Annotated in this window: 24 protein-coding genes; 8 read left to right on the plus strand and 16 right to left on the minus strand. The window is 55.2% G+C overall.

Features of this window, described 5'->3' with window-relative positions; translation table 11 throughout:
* Nucleotides 1–16: 16 nt before the first annotated feature.
* The 3 genes from lptM to A6R74_RS17525 all read right to left on the minus strand — a co-directional run bounded on the left by lptM (nt 17) and on the right by A6R74_RS17525 (nt 4444).
* The gene (gene lptM / locus A6R74_RS22570; RefSeq protein WP_121499414.1) at nt 17–157 is read right to left on the minus strand and encodes an LPS translocon maturation chaperone LptM; all 141 of its coding nucleotides are present in this window, start codon (nt 155–157) and stop codon (nt 17–19) included.
* Nucleotides 154–1557 carry an argininosuccinate lyase gene (gene argH, locus A6R74_RS17520; RefSeq protein ID WP_064235734.1) on the minus strand — a complete coding sequence of 468 codons (1404 nt, stop codon included), beginning with the start codon at nt 1555–1557 and terminating at the stop codon, nt 154–156. Before argH ends, lptM begins: the two co-directional genes overlap by 4 nt.
* A gap of 97 nt (nt 1558–1654) precedes the next feature.
* On the minus strand, nt 1655–4444 hold the full coding sequence (locus A6R74_RS17525; protein WP_064235735.1) for a bifunctional diguanylate cyclase/phosphodiesterase: 2790 nt from the start codon (nt 4442–4444) through the stop codon (nt 1655–1657).
* Between the two features lie 135 nt (nt 4445–4579).
* Between A6R74_RS17525 and hemC the strand changes: the two genes are divergently transcribed.
* Entirely contained in the window at nt 4580–5524 is a 945-nt protein-coding gene (hemC, locus tag A6R74_RS17530) for a hydroxymethylbilane synthase (RefSeq protein WP_064235736.1), read from the plus strand.
* Nucleotides 5521–6300, plus strand: a complete 780-nt coding sequence (locus A6R74_RS17535; protein ID WP_064235737.1) for a uroporphyrinogen-III synthase — start codon at nt 5521–5523, stop codon at nt 6298–6300. The genes hemC and A6R74_RS17535 overlap by 4 nt, the downstream gene beginning before the upstream one ends.
* A 165-nt stretch (nt 6301–6465) precedes the next feature.
* Here the strand turns inward: A6R74_RS17535 and A6R74_RS22820 are convergent, their stop codons facing one another.
* Nucleotides 6466–6813 (minus strand): hypothetical protein, encoded by a 348-nt coding sequence (locus tag A6R74_RS22820; RefSeq protein WP_165603393.1) that lies wholly within the window; start codon nt 6811–6813, stop codon nt 6466–6468.
* Nucleotides 6814–6838: 25 nt separating this feature from the next.
* On the opposite strand from A6R74_RS22820, the gene A6R74_RS17540 reads away from it, so the two are divergent.
* Both A6R74_RS17540 and A6R74_RS17545 read left to right on the plus strand, forming a co-directional pair.
* On the plus strand, nt 6839–7843 hold the full coding sequence (locus A6R74_RS17540) for a uroporphyrinogen-III C-methyltransferase (RefSeq protein ID WP_165603394.1): 1005 nt from the start codon (nt 6839–6841) through the stop codon (nt 7841–7843).
* Nucleotides 7840–9117: a heme biosynthesis HemY N-terminal domain-containing protein gene (locus tag A6R74_RS17545; protein ID WP_064235739.1), complete on the plus strand. Its 1278-nt coding sequence runs from the start codon at nt 7840–7842 to the stop codon at nt 9115–9117. Before A6R74_RS17540 ends, A6R74_RS17545 begins: the two co-directional genes overlap by 4 nt.
* A 54-nt stretch (nt 9118–9171) precedes the next feature.
* On the opposite strand, the gene mscL is transcribed toward A6R74_RS17545, so the two are convergent.
* The 3 genes from mscL to pobA form a co-directional block, all read right to left on the minus strand.
* Complete coding sequence (gene mscL / locus A6R74_RS17550) at nt 9172–9696, minus strand: large-conductance mechanosensitive channel protein MscL (protein ID WP_064235740.1); 525 nt, start codon at nt 9694–9696, stop codon at nt 9172–9174.
* A 135-nt stretch (nt 9697–9831) separates the two neighbouring features.
* Nucleotides 9832–10653, minus strand: a complete 822-nt coding sequence (locus A6R74_RS17555) for a 3-keto-5-aminohexanoate cleavage protein (RefSeq protein ID WP_064235741.1) — start codon at nt 10651–10653, stop codon at nt 9832–9834.
* Nucleotides 10654–10802: 149 nt separating this feature from the next.
* Entirely contained in the window at nt 10803–11987 is a 1185-nt protein-coding gene (gene pobA / locus A6R74_RS17560; protein WP_064235742.1) for a 4-hydroxybenzoate 3-monooxygenase, read from the minus strand.
* 146 nt (nt 11988–12133) lie between these two features.
* On the opposite strand from pobA, the gene A6R74_RS17565 reads away from it, so the two are divergent.
* Entirely contained in the window at nt 12134–13036 is a 903-nt protein-coding gene (locus A6R74_RS17565; protein WP_064235743.1) for a helix-turn-helix domain-containing protein, read from the plus strand.
* A gap of 154 nt (nt 13037–13190) precedes the next feature.
* Here the strand turns inward: A6R74_RS17565 and nudK are convergent, their stop codons facing one another.
* The 4 genes from nudK to A6R74_RS17580 all read right to left on the minus strand — a co-directional run bounded on the left by nudK (nt 13191) and on the right by A6R74_RS17580 (nt 16034).
* Nucleotides 13191–13787 (minus strand): GDP-mannose pyrophosphatase NudK, encoded by a 597-nt coding sequence (gene nudK / locus A6R74_RS17570; protein WP_064235744.1) that lies wholly within the window; start codon nt 13785–13787, stop codon nt 13191–13193.
* Between the two features lie 199 nt (nt 13788–13986).
* Nucleotides 13987–14115, minus strand: a complete 129-nt coding sequence (locus tag A6R74_RS23265; protein WP_276204807.1) for a hypothetical protein — start codon at nt 14113–14115, stop codon at nt 13987–13989.
* A gap of 80 nt (nt 14116–14195) precedes the next feature.
* Nucleotides 14196–14894: a hypothetical protein gene (locus A6R74_RS17575; protein WP_064235745.1), complete on the minus strand. Its 699-nt coding sequence runs from the start codon at nt 14892–14894 to the stop codon at nt 14196–14198.
* A gap of 132 nt (nt 14895–15026) precedes the next feature.
* On the minus strand, nt 15027–16034 hold the full coding sequence (locus A6R74_RS17580) for a helix-turn-helix domain-containing protein (RefSeq protein WP_064235746.1): 1008 nt from the start codon (nt 16032–16034) through the stop codon (nt 15027–15029).
* A gap of 182 nt (nt 16035–16216) precedes the next feature.
* Between A6R74_RS17580 and A6R74_RS17585 the strand changes: the two genes are divergently transcribed.
* From A6R74_RS17585 to A6R74_RS17595, 3 genes are all read left to right on the plus strand, one after another.
* The gene (locus tag A6R74_RS17585; protein WP_064235747.1) at nt 16217–17626 is read left to right on the plus strand and encodes an aldehyde dehydrogenase family protein; all 1410 of its coding nucleotides are present in this window, start codon (nt 16217–16219) and stop codon (nt 17624–17626) included.
* Nucleotides 17627–17654: 28 nt separating this feature from the next.
* A complete protein-coding gene (locus A6R74_RS17590) occupies nt 17655–18830 on the plus strand; it encodes an NAD(P)-dependent alcohol dehydrogenase (protein WP_082906732.1) in 1176 nt (391 codons plus the stop codon).
* A gap of 132 nt (nt 18831–18962) precedes the next feature.
* On the plus strand, nt 18963–20219 hold the full coding sequence (locus A6R74_RS17595) for a serine hydrolase domain-containing protein (protein WP_064235748.1): 1257 nt from the start codon (nt 18963–18965) through the stop codon (nt 20217–20219).
* Between the two features lie 59 nt (nt 20220–20278).
* Here A6R74_RS17595 and A6R74_RS17600 read toward each other — a convergent pair whose 3' ends face one another.
* The 5 genes from A6R74_RS17600 to A6R74_RS17620 form a co-directional block, all read right to left on the minus strand.
* Complete coding sequence (locus A6R74_RS17600; protein ID WP_064235749.1) at nt 20279–21310, minus strand: helix-turn-helix transcriptional regulator; 1032 nt, start codon at nt 21308–21310, stop codon at nt 20279–20281.
* A gap of 76 nt (nt 21311–21386) precedes the next feature.
* Nucleotides 21387–22676, minus strand: coding sequence for a TRAP transporter large permease (locus A6R74_RS17605; protein ID WP_064235750.1), 1290 nt, complete (start codon nt 22674–22676; stop codon nt 21387–21389).
* Complete coding sequence (locus A6R74_RS17610) at nt 22666–23193, minus strand: TRAP transporter small permease (RefSeq protein ID WP_064235751.1); 528 nt, start codon at nt 23191–23193, stop codon at nt 22666–22668. The genes A6R74_RS17605 and A6R74_RS17610 overlap by 11 nt, the downstream gene beginning before the upstream one ends.
* A 12-nt stretch (nt 23194–23205) precedes the next feature.
* Entirely contained in the window at nt 23206–24231 is a 1026-nt protein-coding gene (locus A6R74_RS17615) for a TRAP transporter substrate-binding protein (protein WP_064235752.1), read from the minus strand.
* A gap of 445 nt (nt 24232–24676) precedes the next feature.
* Nucleotides 24677–25211, minus strand: a 535-nt coding sequence (locus tag A6R74_RS17620) for an aldehyde dehydrogenase family protein (RefSeq protein ID WP_121499415.1), incomplete at its 5' end; no start/stop codon positions are given.

The raw sequence follows: 25211 nt of genomic DNA on the forward strand, positions 1-25211 counted from the left end.
CTGGGCCTGCAACGCTCTATTCAGAGGGCTCAGACGACTGGCCAGATGGTTCGGTGGCGGGTGCATCGTCCGGTAAATACAGCGGCCCTTTTTGCCCACAGCCTGCCAAGCTAACGAACAGCAGTGCCGAAAAGGCCATAATAGCCAGGGCTTTCATGCGCCCGCCTTGAGCGCAGCCAGTGCCTCACGAGCTCGCTGAGCGGCCGCCCGCACCTGATTGGGTGCGGTACCACCAATGTGGTTTCGGGCAGCGACCGAGCCTTCCAGGGTTAACACCTCGAAAACATCCTGCTCAATGATGTCGGAGAACTGCTTGAGCTCATCCAGGCTCATCTCAGACAGGTCTTTTTCAGTTTTCAGGCCATAAGCCACCGACTGCCCGACGATTTCGTGGGCGTCGCGGAAGGCCACGCCTTTGCGCACCAGGTAGTCGGCCAAGTCAGTCGCAGTGGAGAAACCACGCCGCGCCGCTTCATACATGCTGGCTTTTTTGGGCTCAATGGCGGGCACCATATCGGCGAAGGCTTTTAGGCAATCACGCACGGTATCTACCGCATCGAACAGCGGCTCTTTATCTTCCTGGTTATCTTTGTTGTAGGCCAGCGGCTGTGATTTCATCAGTGTTAACAGCGACATCAGGTGGCCATACACGCGACCGGTTTTACCCCGCACCAGCTCCGGCACATCGGGGTTTTTCTTCTGCGGCATAATTGATGAGCCGGTGCAGAAGCGGTCGGGCAGATCGATAAAATTGAACTGGGCGCTGGTCCACAGCACCAGCTCTTCGCTCATTCGCGACAAGTGCATCAACAGGATGCTGGCAAAGCTGGTAAATTCGATGGCGAAGTCACGATCGGAGACTGCATCCAGGGAATTTTCCGTCGGGCGGTCAAAGCCTAGCAGCTCTGCGGTCACGTGGCGGTCGATGGGATAGGTAGTGCCGGCCAGGGCGGCAGCGCCCAGCGGCATTACGTTGACGCGCTTGCGGCAGTCCAACAGGCGTTCGTGGTCGCGAGCCAGCATCTCTTGCCAAGCAAGAATATGGTGGCCAAAGGTGACCGGCTGGGCAGTTTGCAGGTGGGTAAAGCCGGGCATAATCGTCTCGGCTTCGCGGTCAGCCAGTTCGATCATGCCTTCACGCAGGCGTTTCAGCTCCACTTCGATCACATCGATCTCATCGCGCATAAACAGGCGGATATCGGTGGCGACCTGGTCGTTACGCGAACGCCCGGTGTGGAGCTTCTTACCGGTTATGCCAATTTTTTCGGTCAGCCGCGCTTCGATGTTCATGTGCACGTCTTCCAGCGGCACCGACCAGTTAAACTCGCCGCGCTCGATTTCGCCCTGAATCTCGTTCAGACCGTTAATAATCGCATCACGCTCATCATCGGTGAGCACCCCGACCCGAGCCAGCATAGTGGCGTGGGCGATGGAGCCCTGGATGTCCTGGGGGGCCAGGCGCTGGTCGAAATTAACTGACGCGGTGAAGCGTGCAACAAAGGCATCGGTGGGCTCGCTAAAGCGACCGCCCCAAGACTGATTCGTGGCTTGGCTCATCGAAGATATTTCCTGCTGACAAAACAAAGGAGTCGTTAGCAGAAAGTGTACCAGAGTCGCCCCGGTCAGCGGCACGCCGTTTTTATTTATGCAGGGGCTAAGAGTGTGACGGTATGACCGCAGGTGGATTGTGCAAAAATTCGCGCAGGGCATCGAGGGGCATGGGGCGGGCAAAATAGTAGCCCTGGAAATAGTCACAGCCGCGCTGCTGAAGGTAGTTAAATTGCTCGGCTTCTTCTACGCCCTCGACCAGCACCTCCAGCCCCATTTTGTTTGCCATGGCGACAACGCCGTCGATAATGGCGGCGTCGTGGCGGTCGGAGATCACATCACGCACAAAGGAGCGGTCAATCTTGATGCGGTTAATCGGTAAGCGTTTTAAGTAGCTTAGGCTAGAGAAGCCGGTGCCAAAGTCATCTAGCGCAATTTGAACCCCCAGCGTACGCAAACTCTTTAACGCCTGGATCGCTTGTTCGGCACTGTCCATCAGAACGCTCTCGGTCAGTTCCAGCTCTAACAGCGATGACGTGAGGCCGCTGCTAGCCAGCACCTGCTCAATTGAGGCGAAAAAACCGGGCCGTTGAAACTGCATCGGCGAGATATTGACCGCCATAGTGATTTCACCTAACCCCAGGCCATTAAGCTGCTGGGCATCGCGGCAAGCGGTGGCCAACACCCATTCGCTGATGGGAATGATCTGGCCGGTATCCTCGGCAAGGCTAATAAAATCTGACGGCGGAATATTACCGCGCTCAGGGTGCGGCCAACGGATCAGCGCCTCAACGCCAACCACGCGACCACTTGGGGCGTGGATTTGCGGCTGGTAATGAAGTTCAAACTGCTGCTGCTCAATGGCGTGCTGTAGTGCACTGCGCAAGCTGACCCGCTCGCTTACCTTGCGATTCAAGTCTTCGGTATACCAGTGATAGGTATTGCGCCCACGCCGTTTGGCTTTGTACATTGCCAAATCCGCTTGCTGGATAAGCTGGCGAGGTTTTTTTATGCTGCCATCGTTGATGGCAATGCCGATGCTGGCGGTGATGCGCAGCTCGCTGCCACGATACGAGTAAGGTGGTGAAAGCCCCTGAAGAACCCGCTCTACCACTTGTATCACATCATTTTGGTGGGCCAGATCTGGCAGCAGCACGACGAATTCGTCGCTGCCAAAACGTGCCACAGTGTCCCAGGGGCGCAGCTCATTCTCCAGGCGCTTGGCAACCTCGACCAGAATAAAATCGCCCACTTCATGGCCCAAGGTATCGTTGATCGGCTTAAAATCGTCCAGGTCAATAAACAGCACGGCTATGTAGCGCTGGTAGCGGCGCGCCACCACGCACCCTTGCTCTAAACGCTGACCTAGCAGCAGACGGTTGGGCAGTCCTGTCAGGGCATCATGGTGGGCGTTATGGGCAAGCTGGGCCTGATATTCGCGCTGTTCAGAAATATCGTTCTGAACGCCAATAAAGTGGGTTACTTGGCCGTTTTCATCGAGAACAGGCGAAATGTACAGGTCGTTCCAAAAAACCGTGCCATCACGCCGATAGTTGCGTATGACCACGTGTACTTCACGCTGTTCGGTAACCCCCTCCCGTAGCTGCTTAATGGTGGCGGGGTCGGTCTCCTCTCCCTGTAGAAAACGACAGTTACGCCCCAGTACCTGACTGCGCGAATAGCCGGTAATGCGCTCAAAGGCGGCATTGACATACACAATTGGCCAATCAGCACGTTGCGCATCGACAATGATGACGCCATTGGTGCTTGACTCAACGCTACGCTCCAGCAGTTTTAGCTGGTGCTCGGTCAATTTACGCTCGTTAATATCGCGAAAATAGACCGCAAGCCCCTCAGTTGAAGGGTATACGTGTACCTCAAGCCAACTATTGAGCCGCGGATTGAACGCCTCAAAATGAACCGCTACTTGTTGGCTCGCGGCACGCTGATACTCTTTCTGAAATCTGCTGCCCACGGCGTCAGGAAATATCTGCCAAATATGCTGGCCTAGCAGTTCGCCTTCACTGCGCTTCAACGTGCGCTCAGCCTCACGATTAACGTAGCTAAAACGCCAATCAGTATCCAGGGTAAAAAAACTGTCGGTAATGCTATCGAGGGTCATGGTAAGCCGGTGCGCAAGCTGGGTGAGTTCTTCGCGCAGCTGCTTTTGCTCGGTAATATCCTGCGACGCTCCCTGCACCTGAATGATGCGCCCCTCGTCATCGCATACCGCTTTACCAATTGCCCGAACCCAAAGGTGCTTACCTTGGCGGGTAATCACCTCATACTCACTATCAAAACTTACGCCGTGCTCACAGCAGGCATTGAACGCCGCCAGCAGGCGTTCTCGCGACTCCGGTGCATAGAAAGCGAACGCCTCTTTAACGCTGGGTTGAAACCCAGCGGGCATACCGTGGATATGGCTGAGCTCATCTGACCAAATTGGCTTGCCATCCGCCATATCGACATACCAACCGCCAATCAGCGCGGTTTCACCGGCAATTTTGAATAGGCGTTGGTTGCGCAGCAACTGCTCATCGGCGGCTTTACGGCGCGTAATCACCCGGGCGATTACGTAAATCACCCCATCGCCAAATGAAGCCGTCACTTCTAGCCAATGCTGTTTGCCGGTTGCGGAAACGGCGCGCACCTCGAAAGGAATGACCTTTTCTCCTTGATGCATTCGCTTTAGCGCCCGCTCGATGACGGGATGATCAAGGGAATTCACCACAACGCCACAGGCACGCCCGATTAATTTTTCGGATGAATACCCTAGCAGTGTCTCGAAGGCTGGATTGACTTGCAGCAGCGTGCCTTCAAAGTCAATACAGCAGAACAGATCCTGCGAAAGCAGGAAAAATTGGTCAAGCTGACCTTGGGGCAACACTAAAGACATAAGATTTCCTAGGGAACAAATAAAACACGTTACGTGAGCATAATGAGTTCCGTTATTTTTACTGTGGCGTTCGGTGCTTTATGATGACATTTATCATAGCTTGACTCGCCGTGTCTGCGGTATAGGGAGAATAACGTGCTATCAATCACCAAACTGCGCATTGCCACGCGTAAAAGCCAATTGGCCATGTGGCAGGCGGAGTACGTTCGCGACCGCTTAATGGCGGCCCATGACGGCCTTGAGGTCGAACTTGTGGCGCTGTCTACCAAGGGCGATAAAATTCTTGATACGCCGCTATCTAAAATTGGCGGCAAAGGTCTATTCGTCAAAGAGTTGGAAGATGCCATGCTGGATGGTCGTGCCGATATTGCCGTCCACTCGATGAAGGATGTGCCGATGCACTTCCCTGAAGGGCTGGGCCTTTCGGTCATTTTAGAGGGCGCCGACCCTACCGATGCGTTTGTCTCGAATCACTACGCCAGTATGGATGAGCTTCCCGAAGGCGCTCGCATTGGCACCGCCAGCCTACGGCGCGGGCTGCAGATGCGAGAAGCCCGCCCCGACCTGCAAATTCTTAACCTGCGTGGCAACGTGCAAACCCGGCTAGGCAAATTAGATGCGGGCGAATTCGACGCCATCATCCTGGCGACCTCTGGCCTCAAACGTTTAGGCTTGGATGAGCGGATTGCCCAGGCACTGCCGCCGGAAGTGTGCTTGCCCGCCTGCGGTCAAGGCGCGTTAGGCATTGAGTGCCGCCTGCATGATCCCGAACTGATTGCCTTGTTAGCCCCGCTGGATGACGCCGACACCGCAACGCGTGTGCGCGCCGAGCGGGCCATGAATACCCGTTTAGAGGGCGGCTGCCAAGTGCCCATTGCAGGCCATGCGGTGCTGGACACCGCCAATGAAACCCTGTGGCTACGCGGCTTAGTTGGCAATCCTGAAGGCACTGAAGTGCTGCGTGCTGAAGGCAGCGGCTCCATGCACGAACCTGAAGCGCTGGGTATTCGCGTTGCTGAAGATCTACTTGACCAGGGCGCTGGCGAAATTCTAGCTGAGGTTTATGGTCGCGCCATATGAACCAGCCAGTACTGATCTGTCGCCCAGGCAAGCGCGGAGAAGCGCTTGCCGCTGCGCTACGTGAACGGGGTGAGAGCGTTGAATCACTGAACGTGATGCAACTTGAAGCCTTGCCAGAAGACCCCGCGATGCGGCAAATCTGGCTGGATATTGATCAGTACCATAAGATAATTGTCATCAGCCCCTTTGCAGCGACGTGTTTAAGCGAAGCGCTGGATCGCTTCTGGCCACAGCTGCCCATTGGCATTGATTACTACAGCGTTGGCAGCACCACCGCGGCGACGCTTTATGATCAGTTGGGAGTGCGCGTGCATGTGCCTTCGCCGAGTGCCGGTGAAGATACCAGCGAAGCGCTACTTGCGCTCGCCTCGCTACAGCAGTTAGCACACCAGCGCATTCTACTGGTGGCAGGAGAAGGAGGCCGCCCCCTGATCGCTGAAACGCTTGCCGAGCGAGGGGCTCAGATAACGCGGGTGGCGGTGTATCGACGCACGCTCCAACCCCTCGCTCCCACTCTGCAAACGCGCTTTTTTTCAGGTAATTACCGGGCGTTGATCGTCACCAGCAGCGAACTGCTGGAACATCTGGCAAAATGGTGTAATCAGGCGGCCTTGAACCAACCGCTAATCGTTTCCAGTCGCCGTTTGGCTACACTGGCTGGCATACTGGGTTTTTGTGACCTTAAGGTGGCGTCCGGAGCTACGCCAGCTGCGTTGATAGCGGCGTTGGAGACCTGCGACCCACAGGGTGCCGATGTCGATCAAGGAACTTACTAAGGGCTAGCGACACATGAGCAAACAAGTAAACGATCAGGACGATGTACAACCCACGTCCGCCGATGCCTCCCAAGGCGTCCCTAAAACGACCGACAAAGCAGCTTCCACGACCGACGCGACTGAGCCCAACACGCCGACCGCAACGCCGAGCTCAACAACACCTGCTCAGAGCGATGCTAAAAATAGTCGGTCGCGGCGGCGTGGAAAGGGCTCGCCAGCTGCGAGTTCAACCGCTGCTAGCAGCGCTACCAGCACGGCTAAACCGACAGATACCACGACAAGCAATGCAAGCGCCCCTGGCACACCTAAAGAGAGCGCCACTAGCCCTGCATCAGCTTCACCGAGTTCAGCGCAACCAAGCCCCTCTTCCTCAAGTGGGTCAGCTTCGAGCTCGCCATCTTCAAACGCCGCCTCGTCAAAGCCGACCAGCGACAAGTCATCGGCGGGCACCACGCCGCCCACTGGCCACAAAGGCAGCAGCCAGAGCAGTGGTGGCAAAAGCGGAGGCGGCAAAAGTGGCGGTCTCGCGATTGCCCTGGTGGTTATCCTGGCAATTGCCTTGGTGTTCGTCGCTTGGCAAGGTTGGCAACGCCTGGATAGTCAGCAGCAGCGCCTCGACGAACTGGCGCAACAGACTGAAGGTAGCGCCTCGCAACAGGCGGTTAGCGACCTTGAATCACGCCTGGATAGCGGTGAAGCCGAGCGCGATGAAGCGCTGCAGAGCACACTGGGTGACCTGCGTGATGAATTTGACAGCTACCGCAGCGACGTCGATGAGACCCTGGGCCAAGTGCTGGATCAGCTCTCTCAAGAGCAGGACACCGACGAACGCGAGTGGCTGCATGCCGAAGCGGCTTACCTGCTGCGTTTGGCCAACCAGCGCCTACAGCTTGAAGGCGACGTAGATGGCGCGGCAGCACTGCTGCGTACCGCCGACGCCCGCCTGGTTGATGCTGATAACCCCGCGTTGACCCCTGTACGCGAAGCGATTGCCAATGAGCTAGCCGCTCTAGACGCTGTCCCCCAGATTGACCGCACCGGCCTCTATTTAGCACTCAATGCACAGCAGCAGCGTATTTCTAGCTTACGTCTCTCCCAAGAAATTGAAGAGCAGGCGGTAACCTCTAGCATCGAAGAGCCGCCCACTGGCACTTTCCAACGCCAACTGGCGCGCTTCGGTGAAGAGCTCAAAGACTTGGTAGTGATCCGTCATCACGACGAAGCCCTGGAAGCGCTGATTACGCCAGAGCAAGAGTCGTACCTGCGCCAGAGTCTACGCCTGGTGCTAGAGCAGACGCAGTTAGCCCTGCTCAACGAAGAAAAAGCGCTTTATGACGCGAGTATCGACAAAGCACTACAGCTACTGAACGACTACTACGACACCACGCGCGAAGAGACACAAAGCGTTATTACGCGCCTTGAAGAGCTAAAGCAGGCCGAGGTAAAGCCGGAGCTGCCCGATATCAGTGCTTCGCAGCAGGAACTCGCACGCTTTATCGAGAACCGCTATGAGACACGTGGCCAAAGCGGAGGTGATGCATGAGAAAGCTTGTTCTCCTCATTGTCGCAGGCCTCGCCGTCGGGGCTCTGTTTGGGCACCTGATGATGTCGGTGCCCGGCTACTGGCTAATCCGCGTGGGCGACTCTTCCATCCAAACCTCGTTTTGGTTTGGTCTGGTGCTGCTGTTTGCCGCCTTTATCGTCCTACACTTTGTGCTGCGCCTGCTCAGCGGCATTATTCGCCCCATGGGACGCTTTCGCAGTTGGAACAGCCGCGCCCGCAACCGCCGCGCCATGCAGCGCACCGTGCGTGGCTTGGTAGCGTTGACCGAAGGACGCTGGAAAAAAGCGGAGAAAACGCTGCTTAACGCCGCCGATGACTCCAGCACACCGCTGGTTAACTACCTATCCGCAGCGCTGGCCGCCCATTACCAGGGCCATCACAGCAAATCCCAGGAGCACCTGAATCAAGCGGAGCTAACCACCGACGGCGCCGACACGGCAGTAGGCTTGATGCAGGCGCAAATGATGATTGAGCGCCAGCAGCCGGAAGAGGCGCTGGCGATTCTTAATCGTCTGGATAAAAAGCTTTCTAATCACCCGCAGGTGCTCAAACTACTCAAACAGGTGCATTTAAGCGTCAATGATTGGGAAGGTTTACGGCGTTTGATTCCACGCCTGGCGGCGCAGAAGCTCATCACTCAGCAAGAGCGTGAGCAGCTGGAATTTAAAGCCTACCGTGAACTCATCGTATTTGAGGCGCAAAACCCCACCAACATCGAGCGGGTGCGTGGCCTTTGGGCCGATATGCCCGACTACCTGCGCGGCAATACCGAGCTGATCGTACTCTATACCGAGGCGCTGATTCAGGCCAACGAAGAGCCGATCGCCGAACGTCTGCTCAACCACTCGTTGGATAACCATTGGGACGCACGTTTAGTAAAACGCTACGGCCTGCTAAATGTGGACGCCGCTCGCCAACTTGTAAAAGCCGAAAAATGGCTGCAGGAGCGTCCCAACGACCCAGAGCTGCTGCTCGCTTGCGGCCGCCTCTCGCTACGCATCGGCCAGTGGCAAAAGGCACTAGAGTACTTTGAAGCCAGCCAGCGTCAGCGCCCCAATGGCGAAGTTTGCGCTGAGCTTGCGCGCCTTTATGCAAGCCTTGGCGAGCATAATAAGAGCCAGCTCTACTACCGCCACAGCGTTGAAATGCTGGCTAAATCGCTGCCATCACTACCGCAACCCAGCGATGCTAACGACAGCAAAAAACCAGACAGTAAGCAAAAAGAGAGTAAAACCATCAAGAAAAGCGCCTAATTGCGCTTCTGGTATAACGTTCAAGGGCGCCTTTTAGGCGCCCTTTTTAGTGAGTCAAGGTTTGGCTGGCGGCGTTTGGGGTGGCATGGTGGTCTCAACCGGCGCTTCAGCCACGACTGGCTGAGAAAGCGTTGCTGTGCAGTGACCGCAGCGGGTGGCTTTGATCGGCACCACCATCAAACAATAAGGGCAAGGCTGCTCTGTCGGGCTTGCCGGGGCCACCGCCTCTTCGCGCTTTAACCGGTTAATGGTGCGCACCAATAGAAAAACGACAAAGGCGACAATCGTAAAGCTCACCACCGCATTGATAAACAGCCCAACATTTAGCGTTACCGCCCCTGCCGCCTGGGCATCCGCCAGCGTGGCATAAGGGCCAGCCACACTCCCTGGCCGCAACACCACAAATAGATTTGAAAAGTCGACCCCGCCCACCAGCAAACCAATCAGCGGGTTCATGACGTCCGCCACCAGGCTCTGCACAATCAGCGTAAATGCCCCGCCGATAATAATCCCCACCGCCATATCGACGACGTTACCTTTTACCGCAAACTCACGGAATTCCTGAAAAAACTTTGCCATTTTCAAACGTCCCAACGTTTCGTTTTAGCCAATACCCAGCGTCATTTCATTCAATTAAGAGCATGGGCGAGGGTACGTTAGGCGGCAAGTAAATTTATTCAGGTTAAAGGTTAGATACCAAGGGTTAAACTTACTTTATAGACCGAGCATCTCACGGGCCTGCTGCCAGTTTGCAACAGGGCGCTCATACCTTTCGCACAATGCTACCGTGCGCTCGACTAACGCTGCGTTAGAAGGAGCCAGCGTATTACTGTCCAAGCGCACGTTATCTTCAAGGCCAGTGCGTGTATGGCCGCCAGCAGCAATTGACCACTCGTTAAGCAGATACTGATTGGCGCCAATGCCTGCGCCACACCAGTGAGCATCTGGCGCCAGCCGCTTGAGCGTCTCAATATAGAAATCAAAAGAGGGCTTGTCCGCAGGCATGGCGTTCTTTACGCCCATGACGAACTGAACGTAGAGCGGCGTCGCTAACTTGCCTTGCTTGGAAAGACTTACTGCTTGGTGAATATGCGACAAGTCAAACGCCTCTATCTCGGGCTTAACGGCGTACTTAAGCATCTCGTCGGCAAGCCACTCCACCAACTGTGGTGGATTCTCGTAAACACGATTAGGGAAGTTATTGGACCCAACCGAAAGGCTAGCCATATCAGGCTTGAGCGGCAACATACCGCCACGTGCCTCTCCCGCGCCCGAGCGTCCACCGGTAGAGAGCTGAATGATCATGCCCGGGCAGTGCTTTTTAAGTCCCTCCATCAAACGACCAAACTTCTCCGGGTCAGAGGAAGGCGTTTGATCATCGTTGCGCACATGGCAGTGAGCAATAGTTGCTCCTGCTTCAAACGCCGCCTGGGTACTTTCGATCTGCTCTTCAACCGTAATCGGCACGGCAGGATTGTTCTCTTTGCGCGGCAGGCTGCCGGTAATGGCGACGCAAATGATGCAGGGCTGAGACATAAAAACCTCTTTTTATTCGCATAACGAACACTAATTTGTAATACGAACAATATAGGCCAGATATTTATCAGCGTCAAATCATGGCGACCACGCGTAAAAAAGCCCAAGCTGGCGCCTGGGCAAGAGGATAAACAGAGAAAGGTGAGAGGCTATTCCAGTGATTCGTAAGGCAGACCCACATAGTTTTCTGCGATGGTGGTCATCCCTGCTTTAGAGCTGGTGACGTAGTCCAACTCGGCCAACTGCATGCGGCTGTTGAAATCTTCCTCATCAGAGAAGTTGTGCAGCATGGAGGTCATCCACCAGGAGAAGCGCTCCGCCTTCCAGATGCGCTTCAGGCAGGTTTGCGAGTAGCGCTCGATCAAATCCGTGCGGCCCTCTTGGTAGACCTTCACCATTAGCCGATAGAGCGTATTCACATCGCTGGCGGCCAGGTTTAGCCCCTTGGCGCCGGTGGGCGGTACGATATGCGCCGCATCGCCGACCAAGAACAGCCGCCCGTACTGCATGGGTTCGACCACATAGCTACGCAGCGGTGCGATGCTCTTCTCAATCGAAGGCCCAGTCACCAGCTTTGCGGCAACGTCATCAGGCAGGCGGCGCTTCAGCTCTTCCCAAAAGCGCTCATCCGACCAATCTTCTACCTTTTCATCCAAGGGTACCTGAAGGTAGTAACGGCTGCGGGTGGCAGAGCGCATGCTGCACAAACTGAAGCCGCGCTCGTGGCTTGCGTAAATCAGCTCGTCCGAGACCGGGGGCGTGTCCGAGAGCACCCCCAACCAGCCAAACGGGTAGACCTTTTCAAACTCTTTAATACGCTCTGGAGGGATCGATTGGCGGGAGACACCATGATAACCATCGCAACCGGCAACATAGTCACAATCAAGCCGGACGGTTTCACCGTTATACTCAAAGGTGAGGTAGGGGCTGTCGCTATCCAGGTCGTGGGGCTGAACGTTTTCCGCCTCGTAAAGAGTTGTCGCGCCAGCGGCGGCGCGGGCCTCCATCAGGTCCCGCGTGACCTCGGTTTGGCCGTATACCATCACTTTGCTGCCGCCGGTCAGTTCGTCCAGCGCAACCCGCACGCGGCGGTTATCAAAAACCAGCTCAAAACCGTCATGGGGCAGGCCCTCTTCATCCATGCGCTGGTCAACCCCCGCTTCGCGCAGCAAGTCCACCATGCCCTGCTCCAGTACACCGGCGCGGATACGGCTTAATACATACTCACCGCTACGCCGCTCAACAATCACGTTATCAATGCCTTGACGATGCAGTAGCTGACCCAGCAATAGGCCTGAAGGCCCTGCGCCAATAATCGCGACCTGTGTTTTCATAGGGGATGCCTCATCATTGTCATTATCTAAAACGTATGACTTGTATTTTTCAATGAAACACGCCGCATAATAAGGCATGATCTAGATCAATTATTGGACATTTAGCGTCTTATTACCCAACCTTAGTCGTATAGGAGAAGCAGGTGATGCCAGCCTCATCGGCAACGTCCGTTCCGGTCTTTAAACTGTATGGCGAGACGCAGCACTGGCCCACGCCCGACTTGCTCCACTGCGAGTCTATCCCCGAGCGCAGCCAGCTACATGACTGGCGGATCCGGCCGCACCGCCATGCGGATCTCGTGCATATTCTGTTTATTTCTCACGGTAGCGTTGAGCTGGAACTGGAGGGAACAAGCCATCAGCTTCAGAGCACCAGCGCTATCGTTGTGCCCGCGATGGCTATTCACGGCTTTCTCTTTTCACCGGATGTGGAAGGACACATTATCACCCTGGCCAAACCGCTGGCCGACCACTTACATGCACTAATGGGTGAGAGCAGTACGCTAAAAAAAGCCGACTTCTATCCGCTGCTCCAGCCAAACCAGACCGACAAAATTGCCACGCTGGTGGCCCAGATCGACCAGGAGTACCGCCAACCGGCCCCCGGACGCAATAGCCTACTCGAAGCACTTACCCAAGCCTTGGTGGTCGAGCTATCGCGTCTTTGTGCTTATGCAGGCCGCGCGACAAAACGCTATGGCCCCCGCCAAAGTGACAAAGGACGGCAGCATTTAGAACACTATCAAGCGCTGATCGACGCCCACTATCGCGAGCAGCCAAGTATTGAGCAGTTAGCCGAGCAGATCGGGGTGAGTAGCGCGCACCTGAACCTGCTCTGCCGGCAGCTCGCCGGGCGCAGCGCCCTGCAATTGCTGCATGAACGCTTATTGCTGGAAGCCAAGCGTCAGCTCACCTATACCAATATGACCATCGGCCAGGTCTCCGACAGCTTGGGCTTCTCTGAACCGGCTTACTTCACACGCTTTTTTAAGCGCAATACCACGCTCTCGCCGCGGGAGTTTCGGCTGCGCCAGCACGCCCAGTCATAGGCGCGAAGCCGTGTTGCTATCTGGCTGGCAATGAGAGCTAACCAACGCTGAAGCCAGCCAAGGGTCTGAAGCTGGTGAGACCCTTTAGCCGCCTAGCAGCCAACTAAAATTTGGAGCACCACCGACACGTAGTGAAGCGCTTTTTAATGTATTCTTATTCGCCTTTATCAAAACTAAAAAGCTGATTGAGCTTTGCATATTGGAGCAGCATTATGGTTTTACCATCTTGAATTTCTCCCGAGCTAATCTTGGCGTAAGCGTCATTAAAATCTAGCTCTAACACCTCGATATTTTCCTGCTCATGCTCTAAACCGCCTCCTGAAGAAACTTTCATGTCGTCTGAATATTCAGCCACAAAAAAGTAAAGCTTTTCGGTGACCGAGCCCGGTGACATATAGGCTTCAAATATTTTCTTTACTTTATCGACCCTATAACCCGTTTCTTCCTCGGCTTCTTTTTTAATACAATCTTCAGCATTATCTTCATCTAGCAACCCTGCACATGTTTCGATTAACATTCCGTCGGCATTGCCATTAACAAATGTGGGCAAGCGAAACTGGCGAGTCAATATGACACTACCTTTACTATGGTTGTATAAAAGTATTGTTGACCCATTACCTCGGTCATAGGCTTCACGCTCTTGCCTCTCCCATTCACCATCAGGCTTTTGATAATCAAATGAGTATTTATTGAGGGTATACCAGTTATCCGACAATAATTTTTTTTCGATATTTTTAACTTTAGTATCCATAGCACTCTCACGATATAAGCCATACCAAGAAGCTTAACAATAACTAAAATGCTGATAGTTGATTGCTTAAATTGCAGATAATAGCTTTTCAAAAAAGTTTTTCAAAACAGCTTTTCAAAATGCAAAAGGGCCAGCGCAAATGCGCTGACCCTTTTTGGTGTCTCTCGACCCAATGTCAAAGCTACGGGCAACTGAGCGTTTAGATACCGTAGCGATTAAACAGGTGCGCCCAGTGGTGGCGGTAGGCACGCTCGGTCATTCGCTCAAGCAGCCGATAGGCAACGCCCAGAGTTCGTTTAATCAAGGAAGCGTTAGTAGCGGAGATCATGGCAGTGGTACCTGACAATTTAGTGAGGATGCTAACAGCATAGCCAAGCACTAGACTTTAGTCCAATGCTTACACTTTGCCTATCGATACCAACTACATCCGGCGCTATCGCTTGAGAAGCAGTCGAGTGATATGTCTTCGAGATAGAGCTGGTGCGGTTCAGAAATCTGGCTCCATGACACTGAAGGAGTCGTTTCCTCGAACATATTACCGCCGGTTGTGGTCTTCTTTTTACCCGTTAGGTAATTAACGCTCACTTCGGTTACTTCCCCCGTGCTGCGCGAGAACCCTGAGTAATCGTAGCCGATTAGCCGGAATTTCTCGCTCTCAAGCCGAAAGGTAAATGCCTGCCGTGAGACCCCATAGCTTCCACAGCTCAGCCAAGTGCCCAACGCGACGAGGATTCGCCCACGCGCTATCGAGATATCTCCTTCACTTAGTAGTGGATCCGCCAAGCACGGATTCTCCTGACTATGCTCACTGGGCAGTAGATTATCGCGGGTCAAAAACGTACGGTACCCGCTTTGGGTATTAAGCAGCACAATAAGGCGGCGAGGATTAAGGTTGAGAACGGGTGACCCAAACCCGTCATTCTCAAATAGGTTGTCAGCACTCACTTCTTCGACCACGAGCACCGCATCATCTGCACCGTCTCGGTTCAAGTCGCCCGTTGCACTTGAGATGAGCTTCCAGCCAGAGGGCACCCAGTGCTCAAAGAGGGTTGGCGGCTCGGCAAATGTCGAACCGGTAGCAAGAAGTAACGCAACGGCTAGTGTCAAAACCGATAATCGCGGCTTAATGGTCAGACTCCTCTAGACATGAAGCCAAAATAAAGTTTAGCGTCATTTTTGAAACTCAGCACTACCACGCTTATACCGCGCGAGTTTCGGCAACGCTAGCACCACACCCAGTCATAGACGCGAAGCCGTTATAGCGCCCGACGGCAAGCCCGAGTGCTTTCGCCGCGCCCGAAGATCCCCGGGGGAGACCCCATAGCGCTTGCGGAACACCCGCGCAAAATGCGCACCATCAGAGAAGCCGTGCTCCAGGGCAATATGCGTAATGCTGCATTGTTGCAGCGCCGTATCTAATAACGCCAGGTAACACTGCTCCAAGCGTAATTCACGGATAAACGCGGCCGGTGGTGCCATACGATAACGCCGGAACTCCTCGTAGAGCCCGCGTACCGAGATATTCAGGGCATAGGCCAGATCTTCCGGCGCCAGCAATGTATCGGCAAGGCGCTCAAGCACCATACGTCGTGCTTGGGTAAGTCGCTCGCTGGGCATGGGGGCGTTATAGAGCTGTTCTTGTTGGTAGCGCCAGAGTGAGCCGAACACCAGCTCCAGGGCAGCATCTTCCACCTGAGCTACCGATGGATCACTGTCACGCCTAAGCTGAACACGCAGTGCGGCTAGCGCGGCATACGCAGCGGCATCTACAGGGATGGCAAGCCCTTCACAGCGTTCGGCTAAGCGTCGCCATTCAGGCATATCGGCAAGGTCGACTCTCAACATCAGGGCACGATACTCCCCGTAGGTATGCAACCGGTAGGGACTAGATAGCCGATAAATAGTCATCTTTCCAGGGGCTAACCGAATAGTTTGCCCACCCTGGCTCATCAGCGCGCCACCGTGTAATTGCCAGACCAGCTTGAAGAGGTGATCACCATTGGTCTGGGCCGCCAGCCGCGGGGTGCGAGCGACGCGCACCGGCGAACTGGCGATGTCTACCAGCCAGCTTCGCAGCAACGCGCGCCCTCGCAACTGTGCGCAAAATGCGGGCGTTAACGGCGAAATCTCCAGGGGCAACAGATGCCTGTCGTTGGCTTCCACGAAACATTCCAGGCTGGTGGTGCTTAACGAAAATAACGGTGCGCTATCGGGGTATGCTGCCCCCCTTGAGGTAAGGGCATTCATATCAGGGTGACTCCGATTTTATTGTTTCTGTTATTGGTTACACTCCACACCTATTTAGCTTGCTCCAGACGCTTATGCTTGGCAACCCACCGCTGCAGCCATCGTCAAGTGTTCTGCAGAGATGGACAAGACCCGGCATGCAATGAGGCATTGAATGGTGAATCCGCAACAGGAGAAGCGCCATGCAAAATAATCATAAATTTCACGCCCTCATTAACGGTGAATTGATCGCTGGCACCCAGCAGATGCCGGTGATCAACCCAAGTAACGAAACGATACTGACCCACTGCCCCCGGGTCACACCTGCAGAGGTGGAGGAAGCTATTCGCGCGGCCAGAACGGCGTGGCCAGCCTGGCGAGACACGCCCATTGAACACCGCCGCAGGGTATTACGTGCCATTGCCGACTGCATTGAGGAGAATGCCGAGGAGCTACAGCGCTGGATAACGCTGGAACAAGGCAAGCCGCTGGCAGGTGCCGCGGTCGAAACCAGTCAGGCCCCTGCCATTTTGCGCTACTTCGCTGAAATGGATCTTTCACCCCGCACGCTGCAAGACGACGAACACCAGCGCGCCGAACTCCACCGTCGCCCTCTGGGGGTTGTGGCGGCGATCGTACCTTGGAACTTTCCGCTTGTGATGGCCTGCTACAAGCTGGGGCCTGCGCTGATCGCAGGTAATACCTGCCTTATCAAACCAAGCCCCACCACGCCACTGGCGACGCTGCGCCTGGGTGAACTGATAGCCGACCTGGTACCGCCAGGGGTAGTCAACATACTGCCGGACGGTGGCGATATTGGGCCTTTATTGACCGGCCACTCTGGCATCAACAAAGTCTCTTTCACGGGATCCACGACCACCGGGCGGGCGGTGATGCGCTCTGCCGCCGACAGCCTGCAACGCCTCACCCTGGAGCTGGGTGGCAACGACGCCGCCATCGTGCTTGACGACGTGGACATTGACGCCGTGGCACCCCAGCTGTTCGCCCTGGCCTTCATCAACTCAGGGCAGGTGTGTATGTCGATTAAACGCCTCTATATCCAGTCGGGTATCTACGACCGCCTGTGCGACGCCCTCGCCGAGCTAGCCCACGCCGCCAAGCTGGGCGATGGATTAGACCCGGCGACGCAGTTTGGTCCCGTGCAGAACCGTCAACAGTTCGAGGCAGTGCAAAAGCTACTGGAGCTGGCCCCCCAGCATGGTCGCATCATTGCGGGTGGTCATACCTACGGCCCAGGCTACTTCGTCGAACCCACCCTGATTCGCGATATTGAAGAGGGTAACCCACTGGTGGATGAGGAAATTTTTGGCCCGGTGCGTTCGCTGCTGCGCTTTGATGACATCAATGAAGCCATCGCGCGAGCCAATAACTCGCCTTATGGCCTCGGCAGTTCGGTATGGACGAACGATCTCACCCTGGGCAAGCAGATCGCCTGCCGATTGGAATCAGGCAGCGCCTGGGTCAACCAGCACTTCGCCGTGGCGCCGCACATTCCCTTCGGCGGCCATAAGCAGTCCGGCATCGGGGTGGAGTTCGCCGAGGCAGGGCTACACGAATACACCGCGATCCAATCGGTGGTGATCGCCAAGTAACCCGCTTGAACCCAGTCAGGAGCATGCCATGAATATCATTGCCGCCGTTGCCCGCTCCCCGCGGGCGCCATTTTCTATTGAAACGTTACAGCTTGAAGCGCCCCGCGCGGGCGAAATCTTGGTCCGCGTGGTCGCCACCGGTATTTGTCATACCGATATCGCCATGCGCGATCAGCAGCTACCCACGCCTCAACCTGTGGTGCTCGGCCATGAAGGCGCCGGTATTGTCGAAAGTGTCGGCGCAGGCGTCACGAAAGTAGCGGCCGGCGACCATGTCGTCATGACCTTCAACTCTTGCGGGCACTGCCCCAGTTGCTCGGGCGGTCAAGCCAGCTACTGCCATGACTTTTTCCCCCGCAATTTCTTTGGCACCCGTGCCGATGATTCCAGCGGCCTATCGCAAGATGCCGAGCCGGTGCACGCCAATATCTTCGGTCAATCCTCCTTCGCCAGCCACGCCCTCTGCCATGAACGCAATATCGTCAAAGTGCCCCACTCAGCACCGCTGGAGCTGCTCGGGCCACTGGCCTGCGGTGTGCAAACCGGCGCCGGGGCAGTGCTTAACTCACTCAAGGTCGCGCCAGGCGATTCGCTGCTCGTGTTTGGCACCGGCTCCGTGGGCCTGTCGGCCATTATGGCGGGGGTGGTCGCCGGTGCGACCACCATTATTGCGGTCGATATCCACGAGCAGCGGCTGGCACTGGCAAAAGAGCTTGGCGCTAGCCATGCCATTCCTGCCAGCGCAGAAGACCTTATGGAGCAAATCTTCCAAGCCACGAGCGGCATCGGCGTTGACCACGCCATTGATACCACTGGGCTGCCTGCCGTTATTCAAAACGCAGTAGCCGCTTTAGCACCACGTGGCACCTGCGGGATTGTCGGCGCGTCCGACCCTTCGATCACGGTAGAGTTAAACCTGACCCATATGATGTCGGCGGGGCGCAGCCTGCGCGGCATTGTAGAAGGCGACTCGTTGCCGGATGTTTTTATACCGGCGCTGATTCGCTTGCATGAGCAGGGCCGCTTCCCGTTCGATCGACTTGTTACCTTTTACGACTTTGATCAGATCAACCAAGCGATTGACGATGCCGAGCATGGCCGGGCAATCAAGCCGATTGTGCGTCATCCCCACTATCATCAGGGCCTGTTGAGCCCAACAGGCCCTAATCTCAACCTCATTAGCCCACATCTGTTTTACCACTAACACTGCCCCCCCCCCTCTGCATTTGCAGGGGTTACTTCCCGAATGACTCTTTCTAGTATGGAGTGCGAGCACGCCTCACCGGCGGGCAACCCATGGCCATTTAGGCCAGACCTACCCTCGCTAGGAGAAACCATGATCATTCCCAAGAACAATTCCAAGAGCTATACGAAGTACAATGCTATCTGTCTTGCTGCGATCGTTTCCCTTACCTCAACGGCCTGTTTGGCATCTTCTCTACAAGAAAACGGGGAGCGAACAATCGGGGAACAGTGGGTCACCGAGACGATGATTAATGCTCGGGCCAATATGTTTAACCCTGACCTCAATTTTCTGACGTTCCAACAGCTAGACAAAATGTTTGCCACCCGCCGCGTGGCCGCTTCGTCAACACCGTGGCCGCTTGAAACAGACTTGATTGAAATTGATGACAGTTTCTCGTTTGAAGGGAACGAGGTACCTTTAGAGGAGTACCTGGAAAATACTAAGACCAACGCGCTACTGGTCATTAAAGATGGCAAAATCGTTTACGAGCAGTATCGAAACGGCTTCAGTGATGACAGCCAGCACGCGGTATTCTCGGCCTCAAAGTCGATCCTGGCGACCTTGGTAGGCATCGCCGTTGAAGAGGGCAATATTGAGAGCCTCGATGACCCGGTCACTAAATACCTACCCGAACTAGCAGGCACTGGTTACAACGATGTTCGCGTCATTGACGTGCTGCGGATGCGTTCTGGCGTTGCCTGGGAAGAGGTCTATGAGTTTGGCGGAGACACCCAACTAACGGAAGTGCATGACAACGCGCTTGTGGCTAACAACTACCGCTGGTGCGATTACGCCATTGCCTCTTCCGAGCCGGAGTACGCGCCCGGCGAACGCTTTAATTACGCCACCCTGGATACCAGCGTGCTGGGCTGTGTGCTGGCGAGCGTTTTAGATACCACGGTCGCTGAGTACATGTCTGAAAAAATCTGGCAGCCTGCGGGTATGGAAGCAGATGGCTTCTGGATCATGGATGGCGGCGATGAGTTCTATGGCGCTGGTTTCAATGCCACCCTGCGCGACCTCGGCCGCTTAGGCCTGATGATGCTCCATATGGGCGAGGCTAACGGCAACCAAGTCGTGCCTGCCCACTGGGTAACAGAGGCCACGGTGTCCGACCCTGGCTATGAGCATATTTCGGAGGGCGCCGACCTCGGCTACCAATATCAGTGGTGGACCCTCCCTGATAGCGATGCCTACACCGCCATGGGTATCTATAACCAATACATCTATATCGACCCGGACAACCAAACCGTGGTGGTGAAGTTGAGCCACACGCCCGATGCTGTCGGCTGGGACGATGACAACTTCGCCTTCTTCGACAAGCTCTCTGAGCTCGTTTCTGAGTAAAAATCAGTTAAAAAACGACTCGCACCGGCCTTGGCATACCAAGCCAAGGCCGCGGCCATTTATGACTCACCAGGCTGACGCAGCGCTGAAAGCAGTTCTACTTTGTTGCTAACACCTAACTGCACATAAGCGCTACGCAGATACGTTCTTGCCGTTGCCGGGGTGATGCCCAGCATTCGGGCGACTTGTTTATAGGAGCTACCCTGAGCATAGAGGCTAGCGGCACTGAGTTCACGCGGGGAAAGCGCACTTGAACGCTGATGGGCACATAGCGTCAGGGCAATGAGGTCACCACAGTGGTGCACGATGATGCCTTTGTTTTCATCAGCAATTAGCGCGGGCGGGGCCGTGCTTAGCTTGTCGGCGATAAGGCGTGGCAGGCTAGAACCCTGCCATCCGTCATATTTTCGTTCGAGCGCCACGCGAACCGCTTTACCAATATAGAGGAGCTCCCCCTTCCTATTGGTAAGTGCATAGTTATCCCAGCCATTGGGCAGGGTCTCAAAACGAATCTTGGCTAAATACTGCTTCCAGTAATACGCCAAATGGGTGAGAAACTCCTCCATTAGCAGAGCATCAAGCCTATCGAATCCGCGACTTGTTGCACTGCGATAAATCGACACAAAAAACAGCATCCCGCTGCATGGAAACTCTAGCGTCACAGCCATGCTATGCAAAATGTCATGGCGCCGACAGAAAGCTTCAACCTCGGCGCAATCCGTGTCAGGTAAATCGTCATGCCCTCCCCGCACCGCCTTGCCCAGGTAGGAGATTGAAGCCTTAGCGAACCGATCCACCCCGGAAATACGATGCCACTCTTGGGCAAAAGATGAACGCAGCCCCAAGCTGCCATCCATCATGACCCTGGGTGATGAGCCAGGTGATGAGACGTCTGACGAAAGATACAGTTGCCCCCACCAAGCGGCATCAAAGCCCACAATATTAGCGAAGCCTTGCACCGCCTCACATAGCCATCTTTCAGGAACCGAGCATCTTGGCAGCTGTGTGAGCTCCATTAGCTCACGGCTAAAACGCTTCAATACATCGGCATCACAGGAAAGTGTTTGTGCCTTATTATTATTGATGTCCATAGTCTCACCTGCTGTCGGCCCCAAAGGCCTTGCATCGTTACTATCTCAACGACGCTTAGACTTAGACAAACACTGCCTAGAGCAGAAACATTGTGCTCAAAATGGGGAAGGCGATTAACAGCGCTAGTCGTATCAAGTCAGACACTACAAAAGGCGTCACGCCCTTGAAAATCTCCCCCAGCCCCACATGCGGCGCCATCGCTTTAATCACGAACACATTCATCCCCACCGGCGGGGTCATCAGCCCCAGCTCAACGGTCAGCACGGTCAAAATACCGAACCATACCGGATCGATGCCCATGGCCTGAATAATGGGGTAAACCACCGGCACGGTGATTACCAGCATGGCGATGGAGTCCATAAACATGCCCAGCACAAAGTAGAGCGCCAGGATGCACAGCACCACCACAATAGGTGTGAGATCCATGCCGTAGAGCAGATCAGTGATAGAGAACGAAATGCGCGACACCGAGATGAAGTACCCCAGTGTTTCAGCCCCCACCAGCATAAAGAACACCACCGCAGAGAGCGCCAGCGTCTCTTGTACGCTATGCCATAGCTGGGCACCGCGCATGCCTTTTACCAGGGCGTAAAGCAGCGTGGCGAACGCGCCGACACTGGCCCCCTCGGTGGGTGTAAAGGCACCAAAATAGATACCTAAAATCATCACCAGGAAAACGCCAAAGAAGGGTATTAAGCCGGTCAGCGAGGATAGCTTCTCTTTCCAGGCAGTGGGTTGGCCCGCTACCGCCAGGGAGGGGCGCAGGTACATCACTACCGAAATGGTCAGTGAATACATCACTAGCCCGAGCAGGCCGGGAATCAGCCCCGCCATAAACATATCGCCAACGGACTGCTCGGTAAGAATGGCGTAAATAAGCAGCGCGATGCTGGGCGGAATCATAATGCCCAGCGTGCCGCCAGCAGCCAGCGCGCCGGTGGCTAAACCACGGTTATAGCCATAGCGCTCCATTTCCGGCAGCGCCACCCGGGTCATGGTGCTCGCCGTCGCCAGCGATGAACCGGAAATTGCGGAGAAAATACCGCAAGAGCCCACCGCAGCAATCGCCAGACCACCCTTCCAGCCGCCGCAAATAATGCGCGTTGAGTCAAATAGCTTCCCCGCCATCCCCGAATGGGCAGCAAGTACGCCCATTAAAATAAACATGGGCACGGCGCTGAAGCTGTAGTTAGAGAGCACCTCAACCGGGACGGTTTTTAACTGCGCAACGGCTGCATCCCAGCTTATGACTTGGGCAAACCCCACGACCCCGACAATCAGCATGGTCAAGGCGACCGGCACACGCAGAATCATCAGTACCAATAAAAGCCCTAGCCCAATGGCACCAATCGCTTCACTCCCCATGAGTCACCTCCTCACCCGCCGCATAAATGACGCCTAGCAAGGCATGAATAAAGCTACGTATTCCCAATAGCAAACTGAGCACCGCTGCCAATTGGTAAATCGGCCCCATGGGCAGTCGCAGGTCTTGGGTTATTTCCCCATGTCGCGTAGCGGCAGCAGCAGAATCCAGTAAGCCCACAAACAGGATCAGCCCCAACGCCATAAAACCGAGCAAAAAGAAGCCCTGCACGCGATTTTTGATTGCTTGTGGTAAGCGATGTGAGAACGCTTCCACCACCACTTGGCTTTTTTCGACATTTGCCGCCATCGCCGCCAGTAGCGCGAACAGCATCAAATAGCTAACCAGTTCCACACTCCCCGATACGCGCAGCGCAATCGCGCCTTCCGTCAACCGGGAAAGGTAGCGTGTGCTGACATCAGCAATGGTAACCGCCAGCAGGCCAATCAAAGCGACCCCGGCCACCAAGCGACAAATAAGGGCCAGCCAATGGCTGGCCCGGTAAAGAGTAGATTGCATGACACATTACCCCTATTGGGCGCTGCAAGACTCACTGGCTGCCAACGCCGCCTGATAGACATCGCGCGCCTGATCAAGACCGCGCTCTTCCAGCTGCGTCAGGTAGTTTTCGATACCTGTTTCAAGCGGCTTCTGCCAGTCAGGATGCGCCAGCGGATTTTCAATTTCACGAATGGTATGGCCCGCGTCGGCAGCCTCTTGCTTACCTTCCACATCGAGCCGATCAAACACCGCACCGGCGTTTTCAGCCCATCTCATACCGGAATTATTATCGATCACCGCCTGCTGCTCGGGGGTCAGGCTGTCATAACTACGCTGATTCATGGTGGCCACAAAGATCAGCGTGTAGAACGGTACTTCGGTGTGATAGTTGACGAGTTCGTTGATACGGAAGCCTTTCAGCCCTTCCCAGGGGAAACTCAGACCATCAATAACGCCGCGCTGCATTGAGGTGTAAATATCAGGGGCTGGCATGCCCACTGGGCTGGCGCCCATATTTTCCAGCATTTCACCCGCCACCGCCGTTGGGCGGCGAATACGCAAGCCTTCTAGATCAGCGGGCGTTTGCACATCGGTATCGATGGTGTGGATACCGCCAGGCCCTGTGGTGAACATAAATAGCGGACGCGTATCTTCGTATTCGCTTTCCAAGTGACCGTCGTCATAGAGCGTCTGTAGCACGCACGCCCCTTGTGTTGCGGTGCTGGCTACACCCGGTAGCTCAACAATTTGCGACAGCGGGAAACGGCCAGCCGTATAGCCCTGGGCGGTGGCGCCAATATCGGCAATACCGTTGGCTGCGGCTTCATAGATGGAGTCCGGTTTGGCTAAGGTACCGGCGGGAAACATTTGAATGGTTAGATCGCCATTGGACTCTTCTGCAATGGTATCGGCCCATGCTTGCAGAACATCTTGATTAACGCCGGAAGGGCCAGGCCAAAAGTGGGCCATACGTAGCGTGGTTTCTGCCTGGGCCGAGCTAACGGCCAGGCCAGCAATTGCCGCTGCCAAAATGCATCGGGATAGGGACATTTTCATGGGAGCCTCCGGGACTTTCTTGGATTATTTCAAGTTCGCATAGCGAATACTAGTTCGCTTTAAGCCATCACATTAGTCCACTACGAGGCGTAGAGCTAATCGACATTCGTCTATGCTCAGGTATAGCAACGCGTCGTTCTAGCCGAGTGCTTAGAGTCTCCAGTGATGCTGGCTAGAAGGCTTGCTATAAAAGGTACAATGGCATTATATAATTGGACTTTTCCAACATTCGCTCGCCACTATGGTCGAAGTAGCGACCAGTAGCGCACTTAACGATCGCCTGAAGTACCAAAAAAAAAGCCACCTTCAAACACACCAAGGCGGCTTCAGTGTGAAAAATACGATTACCTTGTCAGCTCGGTATACTTCTCTACCGAGCAAGCCGCCCCACCATAAGGATTTCTTATTGACGTCGCTTTCTTACCAGACATCCTGCTTACACTAGCTAAATGGGGTAATGGCGCGGGCCAAGCTGCATGGTCATCCAGCGCAGATCGGTGAACTCCTCGATCCCGGCCTTACCGCCAAAGCGCCCATAGCCGCTCGACTTAACGCCGCCAAACGGCATCTGTGGCTCGTCGTGCACAGTGGGGGCGTTGATATGGCATATACCCGACTCAATGCGTTGGGCAAACTGCATTGCGCGGGCGGTGTCGCGGCTGAATACGGCAGCCGAAAGGCCATATTCGCTATCGTTCGCCACGCGCAGGGCTTCTTCTTCATCCTTAACGCGCATCATTGCGACTACCGGGCCGAACGACTCTTCGCCATACAGACGCATCGCCTGGGTAACCCCATCGACCACGGTGGGCTGCATAATGACGCCTTCGGCCTTGCCGCCACAGGCCAGGCGAGCGCCATGCTGCTGGGCATCGTCGAGCAGGGCGTTAAGCTTCTCGCCCGATTCGCGATTGATCAGCGTGCCCAGCGCATTGCCTTCACCGCGGGGATCCCCCGCACGCAGCGTTTGCGCCTTGCGA

The sequence above is a fragment of the Halomonas sp. ALS9 genome (genome assembly GCF_001651035.1).
Lineage (GTDB): Bacteria > Pseudomonadota > Gammaproteobacteria > Pseudomonadales > Halomonadaceae > Vreelandella.

Excerpts from the sequence above, each read along its gene's own strand:
- A6R74_RS17590 (WP_082906732.1), top strand. The coding sequence starts at position 17,655 with ATGAATATCATTGCCGCCGTTGCCCGCTCCCCGCGGGCGCCATTTTCT.
- pobA (WP_064235742.1), bottom strand. The coding sequence starts at position 11,987 with ATGAAAACACAGGTCGCGATTATTGGCGCAGGGCCTTCAGGCCTATTG.
- A6R74_RS17615 (WP_064235752.1), bottom strand. The coding sequence starts at position 24,231 with ATGAAAATGTCCCTATCCCGATGCATTTTGGCAGCGGCAATTGCTGGC.
- argH (WP_064235734.1), bottom strand. The coding sequence starts at position 1,557 with ATGAGCCAAGCCACGAATCAGTCTTGGGGCGGTCGCTTTAGCGAGCCC.
- A6R74_RS17605 (WP_064235750.1), bottom strand. The coding sequence starts at position 22,676 with ATGGGGAGTGAAGCGATTGGTGCCATTGGGCTAGGGCTTTTATTGGTA.
- A6R74_RS17610 (WP_064235751.1), bottom strand. The coding sequence starts at position 23,193 with ATGCAATCTACTCTTTACCGGGCCAGCCATTGGCTGGCCCTTATTTGT.
- A6R74_RS17580 (WP_064235746.1), bottom strand. The coding sequence starts at position 16,034 with ATGAATGCCCTTACCTCAAGGGGGGCAGCATACCCCGATAGCGCACCG.
- A6R74_RS17565 (WP_064235743.1), top strand. The coding sequence starts at position 12,134 with ATGCCAGCCTCATCGGCAACGTCCGTTCCGGTCTTTAAACTGTATGGC.
- lptM (WP_121499414.1), bottom strand. The coding sequence starts at position 157 with ATGAAAGCCCTGGCTATTATGGCCTTTTCGGCACTGCTGTTCGTTAGC.
- nudK (WP_064235744.1), bottom strand. The coding sequence starts at position 13,787 with ATGGATACTAAAGTTAAAAATATCGAAAAAAAATTATTGTCGGATAAC.
- A6R74_RS23265 (WP_276204807.1), bottom strand. The coding sequence starts at position 14,115 with ATGATCTCCGCTACTAACGCTTCCTTGATTAAACGAACTCTGGGCGTT.
- mscL (WP_064235740.1), bottom strand. The coding sequence starts at position 9,696 with ATGGCAAAGTTTTTTCAGGAATTCCGTGAGTTTGCGGTAAAAGGTAAC.
- A6R74_RS17595 (WP_064235748.1), top strand. The coding sequence starts at position 18,963 with ATGATCATTCCCAAGAACAATTCCAAGAGCTATACGAAGTACAATGCT.
- A6R74_RS17545 (WP_064235739.1), top strand. The coding sequence starts at position 7,840 with ATGAGAAAGCTTGTTCTCCTCATTGTCGCAGGCCTCGCCGTCGGGGCT.
- A6R74_RS17555 (WP_064235741.1), bottom strand. The coding sequence starts at position 10,653 with ATGTCTCAGCCCTGCATCATTTGCGTCGCCATTACCGGCAGCCTGCCG.
- A6R74_RS17585 (WP_064235747.1), top strand. The coding sequence starts at position 16,217 with ATGCAAAATAATCATAAATTTCACGCCCTCATTAACGGTGAATTGATC.
- A6R74_RS17600 (WP_064235749.1), bottom strand. The coding sequence starts at position 21,310 with ATGGACATCAATAATAATAAGGCACAAACACTTTCCTGTGATGCCGAT.
- A6R74_RS17535 (WP_064235737.1), top strand. The coding sequence starts at position 5,521 with ATGAACCAGCCAGTACTGATCTGTCGCCCAGGCAAGCGCGGAGAAGCG.
- A6R74_RS17525 (WP_064235735.1), bottom strand. The coding sequence starts at position 4,444 with ATGTCTTTAGTGTTGCCCCAAGGTCAGCTTGACCAATTTTTCCTGCTT.